Annotated in this window: 15 protein-coding genes and 1 pseudogene; 15 read left to right on the top strand and 1 reads right to left on the bottom strand. The window is 36.7% G+C overall.

From position 1 onward, the window contains the following. Window positions 1–94: 94 nt before the first annotated feature. A complete protein-coding gene (locus ACFCT9_RS09330) occupies window positions 95–271 on the bottom strand; it encodes a hypothetical protein (RefSeq protein WP_412518815.1) in 177 nt (58 codons plus the stop codon). A gap of 425 nt (window positions 272–696) precedes the next feature. Between ACFCT9_RS09330 and ACFCT9_RS09325 the strand changes: the two genes are divergently transcribed. The 15 genes and pseudogenes from ACFCT9_RS09325 to ACFCT9_RS09255 all read left to right on the top strand — a co-directional run bounded on the left by ACFCT9_RS09325 (window position 697) and on the right by ACFCT9_RS09255 (window position 17,411). Next, the gene (locus tag ACFCT9_RS09325; protein WP_412518814.1) at window positions 697–1,410 is read left to right on the top strand and encodes a GntR family transcriptional regulator; all 714 of its coding nucleotides are present in this window, start codon (window positions 697–699) and stop codon (window positions 1,408–1,410) included. Window positions 1,411–1,472: 62 nt separating this feature from the next. After that, on the top strand, window positions 1,473–2,588 hold the full coding sequence (locus ACFCT9_RS09320) for an SIS domain-containing protein (RefSeq protein ID WP_412521656.1): 1,116 nt from the start codon (window positions 1,473–1,475) through the stop codon (window positions 2,586–2,588). Between the two features lie 26 nt (window positions 2,589–2,614). Then, window positions 2,615–4,408: pseudogene (locus ACFCT9_RS09315) on the top strand (glycoside hydrolase family 35 protein). Further along, the gene (locus ACFCT9_RS09310) at window positions 4,402–4,881 is read left to right on the top strand and encodes a PTS system mannose/fructose/N-acetylgalactosamine-transporter subunit IIB (RefSeq protein ID WP_412521655.1); all 480 of its coding nucleotides are present in this window, start codon (window positions 4,402–4,404) and stop codon (window positions 4,879–4,881) included. Before ACFCT9_RS09315 ends, ACFCT9_RS09310 begins: the two are co-directional and overlap by 7 nt. Window positions 4,882–4,898: 17 nt before the next feature. Further along, window positions 4,899–5,795, top strand: a complete 897-nt coding sequence (locus ACFCT9_RS09305) for a PTS mannose/fructose/sorbose/N-acetylgalactosamine transporter subunit IIC (RefSeq protein WP_412518812.1) — start codon at window positions 4,899–4,901, stop codon at window positions 5,793–5,795. After that, the gene (locus tag ACFCT9_RS09300) at window positions 5,782–6,612 is read left to right on the top strand and encodes a PTS system mannose/fructose/sorbose family transporter subunit IID (protein WP_412518810.1); all 831 of its coding nucleotides are present in this window, start codon (window positions 5,782–5,784) and stop codon (window positions 6,610–6,612) included. Before ACFCT9_RS09305 ends, ACFCT9_RS09300 begins: the two co-directional genes overlap by 14 nt. Before the next feature lie 21 nt (window positions 6,613–6,633). Then, window positions 6,634–7,011, top strand: a complete 378-nt coding sequence (locus ACFCT9_RS09295) for a PTS sugar transporter subunit IIA (protein ID WP_412518808.1) — start codon at window positions 6,634–6,636, stop codon at window positions 7,009–7,011. 23 nt (window positions 7,012–7,034) lie between these two features. Further along, a complete protein-coding gene (nagA, locus tag ACFCT9_RS09290) occupies window positions 7,035–8,192 on the top strand; it encodes an N-acetylglucosamine-6-phosphate deacetylase (protein WP_412518806.1) in 1,158 nt (385 codons plus the stop codon). Window positions 8,193–8,574: 382 nt separating this feature from the next. After that, complete coding sequence (locus ACFCT9_RS09285; RefSeq protein ID WP_412518805.1) at window positions 8,575–9,243, top strand: hypothetical protein; 669 nt, start codon at window positions 8,575–8,577, stop codon at window positions 9,241–9,243. After that, entirely contained in the window at window positions 9,244–9,987 is a 744-nt protein-coding gene (locus ACFCT9_RS09280; protein WP_412518803.1) for a Panacea domain-containing protein, read from the top strand. It abuts the gene before it with no gap. 155 nt (window positions 9,988–10,142) lie between these two features. Then, window positions 10,143–11,162 (top strand): LacI family DNA-binding transcriptional regulator, encoded by a 1,020-nt coding sequence (locus ACFCT9_RS09275; protein WP_412518801.1) that lies wholly within the window; start codon window positions 10,143–10,145, stop codon window positions 11,160–11,162. Between the two features lie 67 nt (window positions 11,163–11,229). After that, on the top strand, window positions 11,230–12,513 hold the full coding sequence (locus ACFCT9_RS09270) for an MFS transporter (RefSeq protein WP_412518799.1): 1,284 nt from the start codon (window positions 11,230–11,232) through the stop codon (window positions 12,511–12,513). Window positions 12,514–12,531: 18 nt separating this feature from the next. Next, window positions 12,532–14,043, top strand: a complete 1,512-nt coding sequence (gene xylB / locus ACFCT9_RS09265; RefSeq protein ID WP_412518798.1) for a xylulokinase — start codon at window positions 12,532–12,534, stop codon at window positions 14,041–14,043. Then, window positions 14,033–15,103, top strand: a complete 1,071-nt coding sequence (locus ACFCT9_RS09260) for an NAD(P)-dependent alcohol dehydrogenase (RefSeq protein ID WP_412518796.1) — start codon at window positions 14,033–14,035, stop codon at window positions 15,101–15,103. Before xylB ends, ACFCT9_RS09260 begins: the two co-directional genes overlap by 11 nt. 607 nt (window positions 15,104–15,710) lie before the next feature. After that, window positions 15,711–17,411: an RNA-binding domain-containing protein gene (locus tag ACFCT9_RS09255; protein WP_412518794.1), complete on the top strand. Its 1,701-nt coding sequence runs from the start codon at window positions 15,711–15,713 to the stop codon at window positions 17,409–17,411. Window positions 17,412–17,470 lie beyond the last annotated feature (59 nt).

The raw sequence follows: 17,470 nt of genomic DNA, 5'->3' as shown, positions 1-17,470 counted from the left end.
TAGAGGTGGAATTTATTTAATGCGATTGTATGGTGCTTGTGTTTCTTTATTCAACAGTTTAAGGCAACTAAGCAATTTTTAATCTCGGATGAAACTACTGATTTTCTTTGTCCTCTTTGGTTTTAAAAACAAGGAACAAGATGATAGTTATGATTAAAGGAAGGATAAAAGCATCATATAAATCAATCTCTCTTCCAACGATAAACATAAGCAAGTTGTAGATGATTAGAGCTAGTATGTATAAAAGTATGAAACGTATAGTATCTTTCATAGAGAAACCTCCTAAAATACTGACCATTTAATAATTACAGCAAATAATAACTATTGATTTTAGTGTTATTTACAATATTAAGAGTGTGTATTCAATTTTAAATTAACTTTATGGTGTTATTAGTGATTAGCCTGCACATTACGGAACTGGCAATGTCGCATTAACACTCAGGAATAAAAGAGATTTAGAAAAGGCCAAGTCATTTATTGAGGCGAGTTATGAAAATAACTAGTGAATGATTGGTATGTGAGTGAGGAACATGTGTTAAAATGATAGACAATTGATAGTAGGGTGGAACTGTTGTATATTCAGCAGTTCTCTTTTTATATTTGGGCTATAAAAAGTGCAATTTTTTTCAAAAAAACTAATGACAGCCCTTACATTATTGATTATAATAAAAGTGGTTATAACCAGAGGTGATAAAAATGAATAACTCTAAAGCGCCGTTATACTTTCAAGTGTATGAAGATATAAAGGCTCGAATTGTTAGCGGTGAATTTGAGGAAGGAACAAAATTACCATCTGAAAGAAAATTATGTGATTTGTATGATGTGAGTCGGATTACGATTCGTGAGTCACTGGATCGTTTGGAACAGGAACAAATGATCAGACGTGAACACGGAAAGGGCTCTATTGTATTAGGTAATCGTTATACACAAGTATTAAACAGTCTCTATAGTTTCAAAGACGAAATTGAGAAGAATGGTAAGCAGGCGAGTACGAAAGTAATCAGTATGGAACGTATTGATGTGACACCTTTCTTACAAGAGAAAATGAATTTAAAATCATTTCACTCTGTATATCGTTTAATACGTTTAAGGTTAGCGAATGAGCAGCCGATGATTTATGAAATTACATATTTACCAGTAAGATTATGTGAAGGTTTGGATAAGTTTGATTTTAACCATCGTTCACTGTATGAAACATTAAATCAGTATTATGATATTCAGATTGATAATGCTTATGAAAGTTTGAGTGCGATTAAGCTGAATAAGAATATTGCGGATTTATTGAATGAAAGCATTAATGCGAGTTGTATGTTCATTGAGCGTATCAGCTATGTGAAAGGTGACATCATTGAATATACACAATCTTATGCGGGTGGTAATAATTACAAATACACAGTGCAGCTGCTTTAAGCTCTGTGTGTTTATCGGACAACTGGTTATGACAACATAACAACATAGTAGGAGGTAGAATCATTTTGAAGACAACAGATACTTACAGAGAAATACAACAACAACCTTCTGTGTGGCAGAAAACGTTCGATATTGTGAATGCTGTTTCGACAGATTTCAAACAGTTCATTGAAGCAATTGAACAACAAGCATCAACTGACAAGTTTAAAGTGATTTTCACAGGTGCGGGTTCAAGTGCGTATGTCGGAGATATTGTACGTATGGCTGTAGATCATAAGAAATTCCCAAAATGGAGTTTTGAATCTGTACCGACCACACACTTTGTGACAAATCCTGGCACATACATCGATGACGTAACAACATACTTAGTGGTTTCCTTTGCGAGATCAGGCAACAGTCCTGAAACACAAGGCACAGTAGAATTATTTAACCAATTGTCACAACATGTGTATCACGTGTTCATCACAAATAATAAAGACGGTTTCTTAGGTCGCTACGAAGATACTGAGAATGCGTTCAAAGTTATCTTACCTGATGAAACGAATGATAAATCACTCGCAATGACATCAAGTTTTTCAACTATGTTATTGGCAGCTTGCTTATTATTTGGTTCAGAAGCAATCGATGAAGCGTACTTTAAACGCATCGAACAGAACTTCAGCTGGATTGATGAACATGCGCGTGAAATCGCAGGGCAACCATTTAAGAAAATCTTCTATGCCGGCACAGGCATGCAAGGTGAGTTAACGAAAGAAGTCAGCTTGAAATTGAACGAATTGACTGCAGGTGCGATTGAGATTGCGAAAGAAACGACACTTGGCTTCAGACATGGTCCTAAAGCAGGCTTGAATGACAATGCATTATTCATCATGTTGAGAGGGGCTCATGCTTATCAACGCCGCTATGAAGCAGATGTTATTCGTGAAATCGATATTCCGGATCGCAACTATCAAATCTTAGTGTTAGATGGAAAACCAAGTGATGAAGCTTTCACATTTACTTTCCCTGATGCTGAACATGATAGTGACTTAGCGTTGATGCTTGAGTATTTGATTTTTGGACAGTTACTAGCGTTTTATAAATCTGTCCAATTAGGATTGAATCCAGATAATCCAAGTCCAAATGGATTTATCAACCGTGTCGTTAAAGGTGTAACGATTTATCCATATGAAGCTTAAGACACAAGAGTCAGGAGGCGAGCTTGTTGAGTAAATTCACGGTGGAAGAAGAATTTATGCTAGATGGAAAGCCTTTGAAGATTTTGTCCGGTGCGATACATTATTTCAGGTCTTTGCCTGAAGACTGGGAACATGTGCTATATAACTTGAAAGCCTTGGGCTTTAACGCCGTAGAGACATATGTACCGTGGAACTTCCACGAAACGGTTGAAGGTGAATTTGATTTTTCAGGTGCGAAAGATATCAAACGTTTCATTCATACTGCAGAGGCTGTTGGACTTTATGTCATCGTCAGACCTTCACCTTACATTTGTGCAGAATGGGAATTTGGCGGTTTACCGGCTTGGTTATTAACGAAATCGAATTTGCGCGTACGTTCGCGTGACCCTCAATTCTTAGAGTATGTGGGGCGTTATTACGACCGCTTGTTTGAAATCCTAACCCCACTTCAAATCGACCATCACGGCCCTATCCTCATGATGCAAGTTGAAAATGAATATGGTTCGTATGGTGAAGACAAAGACTATCTAAGTGAACTGGTAGGCATGATGCGTGAACGCGGTGTTACAGTACCGCTTTTCACTTCAGACGGTTCATGGCAACAATGCCTTGAAGCCGGCAGTCTCGCTGAAGCAGACATTTTACCGACAGGGAACTTCGGTTCGAAATCGCAAAAACGATTAGACAACCTGCAAAAGTTCCATCAACAATTCGGTAAAACGTGGCCATTAATGAGTATGGAATTTTGGGATGGCTGGTTCAATCGTTGGGGTGACCGTATCATTACCCGTCAAAGCGATGAACTGATCGATGAAATCGGTGAAGTTTTAAAACGAGGTTCTATCAATCTTTATATGTTTCATGGCGGAACGAACTTCGGCTTTTGGAATGGCTGTTCTGCTCGCGGTCGTATTGATTTACCGCAAGTCACATCATATGACTATGATGCCCCTTTAAATGAAGCAGGGAACCCGACAGTGAAGTACTACAAAATTCAACAGTTGGTACACAAGCTTTATCCAGACATCCACCAACAAACACCGAAAGTGAAACCGTTGATGGCTAAAGATGGCATCACGCTCACTGATAAAGTCAGCTTGTTTCATATTCTAGAGGATATCAGTCATCAAAGCACTAGCTTCTATCCAGAATCGATGGAGGTTGCGGGTAGTGGTTATGGCTACATGGTATATCGTACGCACCTAAAACGTACGACGAGACAAGAGTATTTAAGAATAGTCGATGCGAGAGATCGCGTGCAGTTATTCTTAGATAACGAAAAAGTTTATACCGCGTATCAAGAAGAAATCGGTGAAAAGTTTGAAGTTGCGCTCAAGCAGCCTGTCGTACAAGCGGATGTCTTAGTCGAACATATGGGACGCGTGAATTATGGTTATAAACTCGTCGCGCCGACACAGCGTAAAGGAATCGGACAAGGTTTAATGCAAGATTTGCATTTTGTCCAACAATGGGAACAATTTGATGTAGATTTCGTCTTATTAGAAAGTAAACACTTTGAATAAGAATGGGAAGCAGGACAACCTAGTTTCTACCGTTATCAATTTGAACTAGAGACACCTGAGAGTACTTACTTAGATGTCAGTAACTTCGGGAAAGGTGTGGTGTTTGTCAACGGCTTTAACATCGGACGTTATTGGAACATTGGACCAACGCTTTCGCTGTACATTCCGGGTGTGTTGCTTAAAGAAGGTCGAAACGAAATTATTATTTTCGAAACAGAAGGACAGTACTCAGAGGAAATTCGCTTATTACAAGCACCTAAATATATAGCCTCAAAACGTAAGGAGAGAACATCATGATTATTGCAAACAGAATTGATGGCCGTTTAATTCACGGTCAAGTCGCAAACTTATGGGCAACGAAATTGAATATCACACGCTTTATGGTGATTGATGATGAAGTTGCGCAAAGCACGATTGATAAGCAAGGGCTTAAATTAGCAACACCTGCCGGTGTGCGTTTAAGTGTCTTGCCTGTAGCGAAAGCAGCTGAAAACATTTTAGCAGGCAGATATGATTCACAACGCTTAATGGTCATTGCGAAGAAACCAGATCGTTTCTTAGAACTGATCAATCAAGGTGTTGAACTGGATGTATTAAACGTAGGTAACATGTCTCAAAGCGATGAAACAAAGTCTATTACCCGTTCTATCAATGTAACGGATAAAGATATTGACGACTTTAAAGCGATTGCGCAAAAAGGCGTTAAGCTTACTGCTCAAATGGTTCCAAATGATAAAGCAGACGATTTTATGACATTAATTAAGGGATAGTCAGGAGTGAAGACAACATGGAAATACTTTGGTGGCAGATTTTATTATTAACCTTGTATGCAGGGTATCAAATCCTAGATGAACTTCAAATTTATTCATCTTTAAGCCAACCTGTATTTGCGGGATTAATCGCCGGTTTAATTATGGGCGATGTGACAACAGGGTTGATTATCGGTGGTAGCATGCAATTAACGATTTTAGGTGTAGGGACATTCGGGGGTGCATCAAGAATTGATGCCAACTCAGGTACTATACTTGCGGTCGCATTCTCAGTTGCACTTGGAATGAACCCGCAACAAGCTTTAGCAACATTGGCCGTGCCAGTTGCCAGCTTAATGATTCAAACAGACATCTTAGCTCGTTTCGCAAACACATACTTTGCACATAGAATCGATGCGAAAATTGAAACATTCGATTACAAAGCAATTGAAAGAAACTATTTATACGGTATGATTCCTTGGTCATTCTCTAGAATGATCCCTGTATTCTTAGCTTTAGCTTTCGGTGGCGGCGTAGTTAAAACAGTGGTAAATTATTTGAACACAGATTTGAAATGGTTAGGTGATGGTTTAACTGTTGCCGGTGCCGTTTTACCAGCCGTAGGTTTCGCAATCCTTTTACGTTATCTACCTATTAAGAAACATTTCCCATACTTCATTTTAGGTTTCATTTTAACAGCGTTATTCGTAACTGTATTTGATGGTATGACTGGATTAGGTACAGCAGTTGCTGGTTTAGATAAACACTTCGGTATTAAATTTACTGGTTTATCCATGTTAGGTATCGCATTAATCGGTTTCGCATTTGCGGCAATCGAATACAGACGTACTTCAGAGAACCGTCCAGCACCACAATATAGCGGCGCAGCTCAGAATAATAACAGCGAAGGAGAGATTGAGGATGACGAACTCTAATAATCCAAACGGCACATCTTATAAATTAACAAAAAAAGATTTTAATCAAATCAATCGCCGTAGCTTATTTGCCTATCAATTAGGGTGGAACTATGAACGTATGCAAGCTTCTGGTTATTTGTATACAATCCTTCCGCAATTAAGAAAAATTTATGGCGATGGCACACCAGAACTTAAAGAAATGATGAAAACTCATACACAATTCTTTAACACGAGTAACTTCTTCAATACCATCATCATGGGTATTGATATCGCAATGGAAGAGAAAGAAAAAGTAAAAGCTAAAGACTCAGTACAAGGTTTGAAAGTTGGTTTAATGGGACCATTTGCCGCTATCGGTGACTCAATCTTTGCCTCATTAATCCCAACAATTTTCGGTGCCTTAGCTGCCAACATGGCAATCAACGGCAACCCAATCGGCGCATTTATCTGGTTAGCAGCACAAATCGCCGTTATGGTATTCAGATGGAAACAATTAGAATTTGCGTACAAAGAAGGGGTTTCCCTTGTTACAACAATGCAGCACAGACTTGAGAACTTAACAAACGCAGCAACATTGCTTGGTGTGTTCATGGTCGGAGCCCTCGTCGCCACCATGATTAAAGTGAAGTTCGCTTGGATGCCGCACATTGGTAAATTAACGATTGATGTTCAAAACAACATTGATATGATCTTGCCTAAATTATTACCACTTGGTATCGTATTAGCCATTTACTGGTTACTTGGACGCAATAAAATGAGCTCTACAAAAGCGATCTTTATCGTATTAGTTGTATCAATTATCTTATCTGCTTTAGGCATTATCGGTAAAGCTTAATTCAAAGGTGGAAACAAAGAGATGAAAAAATTAATTTTAATCAGTCATGGTGCATTTTGCGAAGGTTTAAAAGAAAGTGCAGAAATGATTTTAGGCGAACAACCTGATATCGTGCCTGTACCATTATTACCAGAAGAAAGTGCAGATGACTTCCAAGCAAAATTACTTGAAGAAATGAATAAAGAAGATGGCTATACAGTCTTTGCGGATTTAATGGGCGGTACACCTGCCAATGTTGCGGCTAAATTATTAATGCAAGGTCAACAGTTTGATTTATACGCTGGTATGAACTTGCCGATGATTGTCGCATACGTCAACGGTGAACTCTTAGGAGAAGCACAAGATATTGTCGGAAAAACGAAAGAATACATTGTAAAAGTCAACGACTTACTATTGTAGATTATGAATAAGAAGGTATAAACATGTCAGAATATGTAATTAGCAATGCTAAGATTTATAGTGAAGATCAAGTCATTGAATCAGGCTATATCCATATTAAAGACGGTAAAATCGAAGCTGTCGGCAGTGGTGCCTATACAGGTCCGCTTACACAACATGATGCAGAGGGTAAAATCTTACTCCCAGGATTTATCGACATCCATATCCATGGCGGTTACGGCAATGATGCGATGGATGCATCAGTTGAAGGTTTAAAACACTTAGCTGAAAATTTACTGAGCGAAGGGACAACGTCCTTCTTAGCAACAACAATGACACAATCTGAAGCAAACATTGATAAAGCATTAAAATCAATCGTTGAATATAAAGCTAAACAAAATGCATACGATGCTGCGGAAATTGTCGGCATTCATTTAGAAGGTCCATTTATTTCAGAACACAAAGTCGGTGCCCAAAACCCTGCCTATGTACAACAACCAAGTGTAGAGAAATTAAGACATTTCCAAGAAACAGCAGATCATAACATCAAAGTCCTTACTTACGCCCCTGAAGTAGAAGGTGCTGATGTGATGTTAGAAGCATTTAAAGATGAGATTATTTTCTCTATCGGCCATACAACTGCAGACTTCGATCAAGTGAATGATGCTGTCGCAAAAGGCGCAAAACACATTACCCATCTATACAATGCAGGAACATCGTTCTTACACCGTGCCCCCGGTGACTTCGGTGCTGCATGGACGAACGATGGTTTAAGTACAGAATTAATTGTAGACGGTGTACACTCTCATCCTGCATCTATTAAAATTGCCTACAAAATGAAAGGCAATGAACACTTCTATGTGATTACAGATGCGATGCGCGCAAAAGGTATGACAGACGGCGAGTATGACCTTGGCGGTCAAGCGGTTATCGTGAAAGGAAAAGAAGCAAGATTAAAATCAGGTTCTCTTGCGGGTAGTATTTTAAGAATGAATCTTGGGCTTAAAAACTTACTTGAATTTACAGGCGACACTTTAGAAAACGCATGGAGAACAACAAGCTTAAACCAAGCAAAAGCACTCAAAATAGATGAGCACAAAGGCAGTATCAAACCAGGCAAAGATGCAGACCTCATTATAGTAGATGAAGACATCAATGTACTGACTGCCATTAAAAAAGGAAAAATCCATTCCTTTAGTTAAAACATAATCCAATCAAACCCAACAACCCCCTAGTAAATATAGGATGATTCATAAAAAATCATCTCAACACCCGGTTCCTAAGTAGTCATAGGAGCCGGGTGTTTTAATTGTATGAATTGTCTATGTTTAGGCAATATCTTTAATCGAAAAGAATTGAGTAGAGAAGAAAAAAAGAGTTTTTTGTGACAAAGAAATTTTCACTATATCGCTGGTAACAAATGATATATAATGATTAAAAGGGTATTTAGTTAGTAGAAGTCGCAATCGGGTAGTATTTGTTAATTATGTAAAGAACTGTAGTATTTTACATTGTAGAAAATGTTTAAAGCATGTATAATTTTAGTGTTGATTGGATTTCAATCAACAGTTTGGATGAGATTAGATGTATAATGAACTTTTTGCCACTATTCAGAAGGTGGTATTAGTATTACAGAGTATTCAAAGTAAGCATACAAACAAGTTTTTGAATAATACTACAGAAAAATATAATTTGAAAAAATATTGTGTGTATAAAGTTATAGATAAGTCTAAAGACGATTATATACTTGATTGGAAGTTTCTAACTTATCTTAATGAGTATTGTAAGAACTTAATAGAAGCGCAAATTGACTTTGAAGAAGAGATTTCAACATTGTTAGATATCGAAATAGATAGTAGGGTCAAACAACCAGAATCAAGGTTGGCTAAAATACTAATATATAGATTTGAGAAAAAGGAACTTGGAAAAACTCCATTAAAAAAATGTCTTAATGATTTGCTAGGCTGTAGATTGGTTTTAGATATAGAGAATTTGGTGGATTTCTTTAAAGAGTTAAACAAGTTTTATAGTGAACAAACTAATATTAAAGTAACATATAATAATAAAAAAGGTTATAAAGCAGTTCATTTATATTTACAAGGTGAAAACAATAAATGTTTTCCTTGGGAAATTCAAATTTGGAATAGTGAAGATGAAAAACATAACAGAAAGTCCCATCAAAATTATAAGCAAGACTATTTAAAATGGCCGAAAGAAGTAAAAGACATTATCGCTGCAAAGGAGGGGAAATAAATGTTTAAACATTTTCTTTTAATTGTTCCTGATCATAGACATGGACGTAGAATGGGATGGCATAAATTAATAACATCTTCACATGATTATAGCGATATTAAAAGTGTTGTAAAAAAAATAGCAGGTGAGGCTGGAGATACACAGCTTGCATCTCATATAATTGTTACAGATTCGATTGAAATAAGCTCTATTAAGAATAAAGATCCTTTCTTTTCAGATGTTTTATTTTTCGAAAATGAAGATGAGTTCATAGATAGCTATAAAAATGAGAAAGAACTTACCGCTAATGATGTAGCAAACTATATCTTAAGTATAGGACAAGATATAACCCACTTAAAGTTGCAAAAATTATTGTATTTATGTTATGAAAATGTATTAAAAAGATTGAACTTTAAACTTTTTGATGATTATATATATGCATATGATTATGGCCCTGTAATTGATAGTGTATATCATAGATATAAAAACGGTGGTAAACGTAAATTAGATATCGAAGAAGATAATAGTATTTATATTTCTGAAAGTGATTCGCTAATAACCCCCTCTTTAAGTCGGATATTATTCTCGAAAAACGGTATAAATACATTAAAGATAATTGATGATACTTTAGATGATTATATAAATTATTCAGCGGGTGAATTAGTAAAAATCACTCATGAAAAAGGAACAGCATGGTCTAACACTTATATTGCAGGAAAGAAATTTAATGAAATAACTGATGAATCAATACTAGAAAGTATATAAAATTCAATTGATTTTAATGCATAAAGCCGTATGTTTATAATTCTTATAAAACATGCGGCTTTATTTTAATTCTTAAATGTAAGCCTTTACATTTATGGTTGGATACCTTAAAATAAGAATCAGTTTTAACTTAAACGTTTAAGGAAGTAATCAATATGAACAATAATCCAACACTTCACGACGTTGCACAAGCAGCAGGGGTTTCCGTTGCGACCGTTTCAAATGTGATGAATGGGAAGAAGGGACAAGTCAGTGAAAAGACAAAAGCGAAAGTAGAAGCTGCTGTTAAGTCATTAGGCTATCAACCCAATACGTATGCCCGTCAGTTAAAAAGCGGACAAAGTAATTTAGTTGCTTTTATCGTACCTGACCAAAACCCATTCTTTACGGACATTTTAAACGGTTTAACAAAAGTGTGTTTAGCACACCACTTGCAAGTGATTGTGATTTCGTCAGAAGAAAGTGAACAACGACAAAATGAACTGATAGATTTATTTGTGAAACAACGTGTCAATGCGATTGTGTTAGCACCCGTTTCTTCACATCTGACATTAAAAGATGAGTGGAAGACTACACCTATTGTGACAGTAGATAGAACGATAGATGAAGGTGTGTCGAGTGTCACAGTAAATAATACCGAAGCCGGGTTTCAAGCAACAGATTATTTACTGAAATTAGGACATGAATCTATAGCGATTTTACTGGCTAACCCCAATATCAGTACAACGACTCATAGACAAGCGGGTTATGAACAAGCCTTAACAAATCACCAGTTAGCTGTTGATACAGAATTTATGAGTTTTAGTGACGATAAATTAGGAACAGAGGCACAGATACGTAGTGGTTACCAAGCAACTAAACAATGGCTGACATTAAGTGAACCGCCAAGTGCTTTAATTGCGACAAACTATTTACTGATGATCGGTGCATTACAAGCCTTTAAAGAGCTAGATGTTAAAATCGGCAAAGATATTTCCTTTATCGGCTTTGATAATAGTCATTGGAATGAAATTTATTCACCGGCAATTACAGTGGTCGAGCAACCCGCTAATCAATTAGGTGAATGTGCAGCACAATTAATCATTGAAATGAACAACCATGAACCTGCAACTTCAGTAGAGTTATCGACGCATTTAGCCATAAGAGCATCGTGCGCTAAGAAAAATGAACGCTAGTTTCGTTCTTTTTTCTTAACGTCAAACTTAAACGTTTAAGTTAGTTATAAATAGGGGGAAATCTATAATGACGATAGAGAAAAATAGAAAGTTATGGATGGGAATACCAACAGTTGTATTCTTAGGAATTATCGCAATCTTTATATTTATGACAGGAGATGGAATTGAACAAGCATTCTTGTCAAAATACATCGTAGACATTGGTTTCAGCAGAAGCCAAGCTTCATTAGTCTTTGCAGTATATGGTGTGATGGTAGTAGTAGGTTCATGGTTAGCGGCAGTCTTATCTGATGTTTATGGACCAAGAAAAGTTATGACAAGTGGCGTTGTATTATGGATTGTCTTCCATGTACTATTCTTAACGTTTGGTTTACAGATGGAAAATTACAACATGATGTTATTGATGTACGGTATCAGAGGTATCGCGTATCCATTATTCTTATACGGTTTCTTAGTATGGGTGACATATATTACGAATAAAGCACGTCTTGCGACGGCTATTGGTTGGTTTTGGGCAATGTTCTCAGTCGGTATGGGTGTTGTAGGTTCATACTTACCAAGCTTCACGATTCCATATATGGGCTTCATGGGTACATTATGGTTATCTATCATTTGGATTATGATTGGCGGTATTATTGCGTATATTGCAGTAGGGAAAGACAACGTCAAACCGAATGCAGATTTAGCAGTGAATGACCGTTATAAGAAAGTCTTTAAAGACATTGGTGTCGTTTATAAGAATCCTGAAATCATTAAAGTATTCATCGTACGTATCATTAACCAACTGTCACTTTTCGGATTAGTGATCATCTTCCCAGTATTATTTACAGATGAAATCGGCTTTACCATGCAGCAATGGTTATGGATTTGGGGCACAATGCATGTAACTTGTATTGTCGGTGATGTCTTCTGGGGTGTTATCGCAGACAAAATCGGTTGGAAACGCCAAGTGATGTGGTTTGGTTGTGTCGGTTGCGGCATTACAACACTGACATTCTATTACTTACCGATGATTAGTGGTGACGTCTTCTTAATTGGCGTACTATGCGCAGTCTTATTTGGTATTACACAATCGGCGTTCGTTCCGATTTTCGCAATCTTCACAGCGTTAGAGCCCAATCATATTGGTGCGACATTGTCATCACACAATTTAGCGGCAGGTTTAAGTAACTTCTTAGCACCCGCAATTGCGACGGTTTTATTACCTGTCTTCAATGAAATCGGCGTGGTTTGGGCATTCGCACTCTTATACTTCTTTGGTGCTGTGTTGACATACTTCATCAAAGTACACCAACCTGGATTAAAAGAGAAACCGCGCAAAGTGATTCAAGCTGACAACGTAAATATTTAAAAAGGCAGATGAAATATATTGAAACCACTTGTATTAGGTATAGATTTAGGAACGAGCTCAATTAAAGTCATTGCGGTTGATCCGCAAGGTATTATAGTGGCTTCAAGCAGTGAGTCCATTAGTATCTCACAACCGCAAAATGGTTATAGCGAACAAGACCCAGATGAATGGGTACAAGCAACTAAACAAGCGATTCAAACGCTGACAGACAAATTAGATGAGAGTCAGCACAAAATAGAAGGCATGTCTTTCTCAGGCCAAATGCATGGCTTAGTGCTGTTAGATAAAGAAAATCAACCTATTCGTCCAGCTATCTTATGGAACGATACAAGAAACACGGAACAATGTAATGAAATTAAAGCCCAGTTTGGAGATAAGTTGCTTGGTAATCCAATTCTAGAAGGGTTTACGCTACCGAAATTATTATGGGTGAAAGCAAATGAACCAAAATATTGGGAGAAGGCTGAAACATTTATACTTCCAAAAGATTACGTTAGATATGCGTTAACTGGCAAGGTTCAAATGGAGAAATCAGATGCCTCTGGTACATTACTTTACAACAGTGAAAGTGAAGCATGGGATCAAGCGACAAGCGAGTATTACGAACTCTCACACTTATTGCCAGAACTGGTTAATTCTACAGATGTAGTCGGCGAAGTGACAGATGAAGTTTCACAAACATTAAATATACCAACATCAACTAAAGTCATTGCTGGCGGTGCTGACAATGCTTGTGGTGCACTGGGGGCTGGTATTATCGGTGAAGGTGATGCGATGTGCAGTATCGGAACTTCTGGTGTGGTATTGGTTTGTCAGAAAGACTACAGTGACTATCAAAATAACATTCACTACTTTAAACATGTGACACCAGACATCTCTTATGCGATGGGGGTCACACTGGCCGCAGGCTTCAGTCTAGATTGGTATAAACGTAATTTCTATGCTGACCAAAGCTTTGATGCTATTACGAAAGATGCAGAAAGCTCAACACCAGGTGCGAACGGATTAATCTTTACTCCGTACTTAATGGGAGAACGTACACCACATGGTGATGCGAAAATTCGTGGCAGCTTTATCGGTATCAGCGGTAAACAAACACGTGCAGATTTTTCACGTGCAGTGATAGAAGGTATTACGTATTCGCTTTATGAATCGTTAGATTATATCAGACAATTTTATCCAGCTATTCACACGATTACATCTATTGGCGGTGGGGCTAAAAGTGATTTCTGGCTACAACTTCAAGCAGACATCTTTAATTTAGAAGTGAAGAAATTGAAGCACGAAGAAGGTCCAAGTATGGGAGCAGCTATTTTAGCTGCACATGGTGTCGGTTGGTTCGATTCATTAAAAGATTGTGTCGATACATTGATTCAATATGATACAACTTTTAAACCAAATACAGAAAAACACGAAACTTATGAACGTTATTTCAAAGTGTATCAAGATGTTTATCAAAATACGAAACAGATGACGGCGGACCTGTTATCCATTCAACAAAATCATGGGGGTTATACAAATGACAAATAATATTCCTGAAACAATGCAGATAGCTTTATTAAATAAACCATTCGATATCGAAATTAAAGAGGTAGATGTACCAAAATTAGGACCGAAGGATGTCTTAGTAAAAATGATGGCAGTTGGTGTTTGTGGTTCTGACGTACATTACTATGAACATGGCAAAATCGGAGATTTCATCGTAAAAGAACCATTAATCTTAGGCCATGAATGTGCAGGTATGGTTGCGGCTGTCGGTGAAGACGTAACGCAATTTTCAATTGGTGACAGAGTCGCAGTAGAACCGGGTGTACCTTGTGGTAAATGTGAACAATGCCGTAAAGGACAATACAACTTATGCCAAGATGTTGAATTCCTAGCGACACCACCAATTGATGGTGCATTCGCACAATATATTGCACATCCGGAAGACTTCCTGTTCCCAATTCCTGATACATTATCCTATGAACAAGCTTCATTAAACGAACCTTTCTCAGTAGGTATCCAAGCATGTAAACGTGCAGGAGTACAACCTGGTTCAACTGTGGTGATTATGGGAATGGGTCCAGTCGGTTTAATGGCAGTTGTCGCAGCGAAAGCATTCGGTGCAACACGTATCATTGTGACAGACCTGGCAGATATTCGTTTAGAGGAAGCGAAAAAATTAGGTGCGACTGATACAATCAACATATCTGAAGAAGATCCAGTTTCAAGAATCCAAGAACTTACAAATGGTAAAGGTGCAGATTATGCCTTTGAGACAGCAGGTCATCCAGCTGCACTACAATCAGCAGTACAATCTCTAGCAGTAGGAGGAAGCTTATCTATAGTAGGATTGCCACAACAAGAAGAAATCGCGTTAAACATCCCATTTATTGGTAACCGTGAATTAAACATCTACGGTGTTTTCCGTTATGCCAACACGTATTCAATGGGTATAGAAATGTTAAATAATACAGATGCTGATTTAGATTCAATGTTCACAGACTCATACGAACTCAAAGACACAAAAGCCGCACTAGAAAGAGCGCTCAACAATAAACAAGGTTCATTAAAAGTCATGGTGTATCCTAACGGCTTTTTAAACTAATATAAAGACCAAATAACCTCGTCCAGAAAAATGGGCGAGGTTATTTTTATACCTAACTAAAACATGATTTCAAAATGATAAACAACAAAAGAAATAGATTGAGAAAATACAGTATCAAATTACGGAAATATAGACTTTTATATAACTAATAAGGACAGAATAAGGACAAAAATGAAAAGTAGAAATGGCTCAACCATGCGGGTTCAAGGCTTAATAAGGACAAATAATAAGGACAGAATAAGGACAAATAGGACATTCAACTTAAAAATTTGAAAAATAGCAGAAATAGAGTGAGAAATCAGGTATCATACTACACTAAAATATACTTTTATATAACTAATAAGGACAGAATAAGGACAAAAATGAAAAATAGAAATGGCTCAACCATGCGGGTTCAAGGCTTAATAAGGACAAATAATAAGGACAGAATAAGGACAAAATGGAGAGTCATGACTTCATAGAATTAGAAAACTTTGATTATCTAATAAAATTAGGCTTCTAAACTTATATTTTGGAATGTTCCTGTATGATGACTGAGTAAAACCAAAGTGAAATTTGCTATAATTATTATGATATGGAATTCAATAAAATATGAAAGGATAAAACTATGAAGGTTACCGCTCAGATAATTGAAATGCTTGACGACTTAGATCATTGTATTGCCGATGAATTAGAACAACAAGATTTAGATTTTAAAAAATGGAATGAAAGAAGCTTTAATGATAATGTTAGAACAATGGTCGATTATGCGGTTTGTATGGCAAATGGTGGTGGTGGATCAGTTGTATTTGGTGTGACAGATAAAGTGTTAGGAAAAGCCGAAGCTATAACTGGTATTAAAGATGATACAGATATTGATTTTTTAATTAAGAAAGTATACCACAGTACTGACCCGCATTTAACACCTTCGTTTGATAAAGTTGCCATTAGTATTGATGGGAAACTGCGAACAATTCTCATAATGCACATTTATCCTGATAATCCTCCTTATACTAAAAGTGATGGCGCGGCAACTATAAGACAAGGAAAAGATTGTCTTCCGTTTACAGGTAGCTTGAGAAGAAAAATGATAGATACTACTTGTAAAATTGATTATTCAGAAGAATTGATACACGAAGATTGGCATACAATCATATCAGCCACAGCTATGGAAATAATTCGTGAATTTATGACTAAAGAACAGGTAGATAATGAATTGTTAATGCTGTCTGACGAACAATTATTAACAGCAATAGGTGGTTTGAAAAATGGATATATGACTAAAGGAGCTTTGCTATTAACTGGTAAGCCTCAAGCGATAGAAAAGTATGTTCCTGAGTATAAATGGTCTTATCGAAGAATGTTGAGCGATACAGAGTATTCAATTAGAGAAGATTCTACTAGTGCGATTCCAGTTGCTTTACAGGAATTTGAAAGATTCATAAATACAGATAATCCGATCGTGACAGTAGAAACAGGTATGATACATGCTGAATTTAAAACATATCCAACTATCGCCTTGAGAGAAGCGTTATTAAATGCTTTTGGGCACAGAGATTATCGTTTGATTGGACACATTATGATTAAACAGTATAAAGATAAAATAATTCTTACTAATCCCGGTGAGTTTATTGGAGGTATAACGTCAGAAAATATCTTACATCATCCACCTGTGGCTCGAAACAATCATTTAATGGAATTATTAGATAGACTTAGATTAGTCAATCGGTCTAATATTGGTGTTTCTAGAATTTTCAAATCGTTGTTGCTTGAAGGGAAAGAACCACCCATTTATAGAGAAGTGGGAAACCATATTGAGCTAACATTTCTTTCATCAACTCTCAATACGGAATTTATTGATTATATAAAACATCTAAATAAACAAGGAAAACAAGTAGATATTGATCATTTGCTTGTTTTGCAGTACTTGATTAGACATGAAGAAATAACAACAGATACAGTGGCAAAACTCATTCAAAGAAACCATATTCAAGCAAAAGAAGTAATGGGGTATATGAAAACAAATTTATCTGTTATAGAGTCTATCGGCAGAGGTAAAGGTCGCTACTATACTTTAAATAAAGAGTCATATACGCATTTAAAAGATGACGTTAACTATGACAGACAGTCAGAATTAGATAAAGAGAGAGTGAAAATGCGATTGCTATCCATATTAGCTGAAAGACCTTTAACTAACAAAGAGATTAGAATAATAACAGGGTTAGACGTAAAACAAGTACAACGATTATTAAAAGAGTTAAAACAAGATGGAGTCTATGTTGTTGGTAGAGGAAGAGGGGCAAAGTATCAATTAAGAAAAGATAGATAAATCAAACAAAAGAAAGTATTTAGGCATTCTCACGTGAGAATGCCTTTTTATATCATTTG

This window comes from Staphylococcus simulans (assembly GCF_047037175.1).
Lineage (GTDB): Bacteria > Bacillota > Bacilli > Staphylococcales > Staphylococcaceae > Staphylococcus > Staphylococcus simulans_C.
The sequence above is the reverse complement of the archived record's forward strand: the minus strand, read 5'-3'. Positions and strand labels throughout refer to the sequence as shown.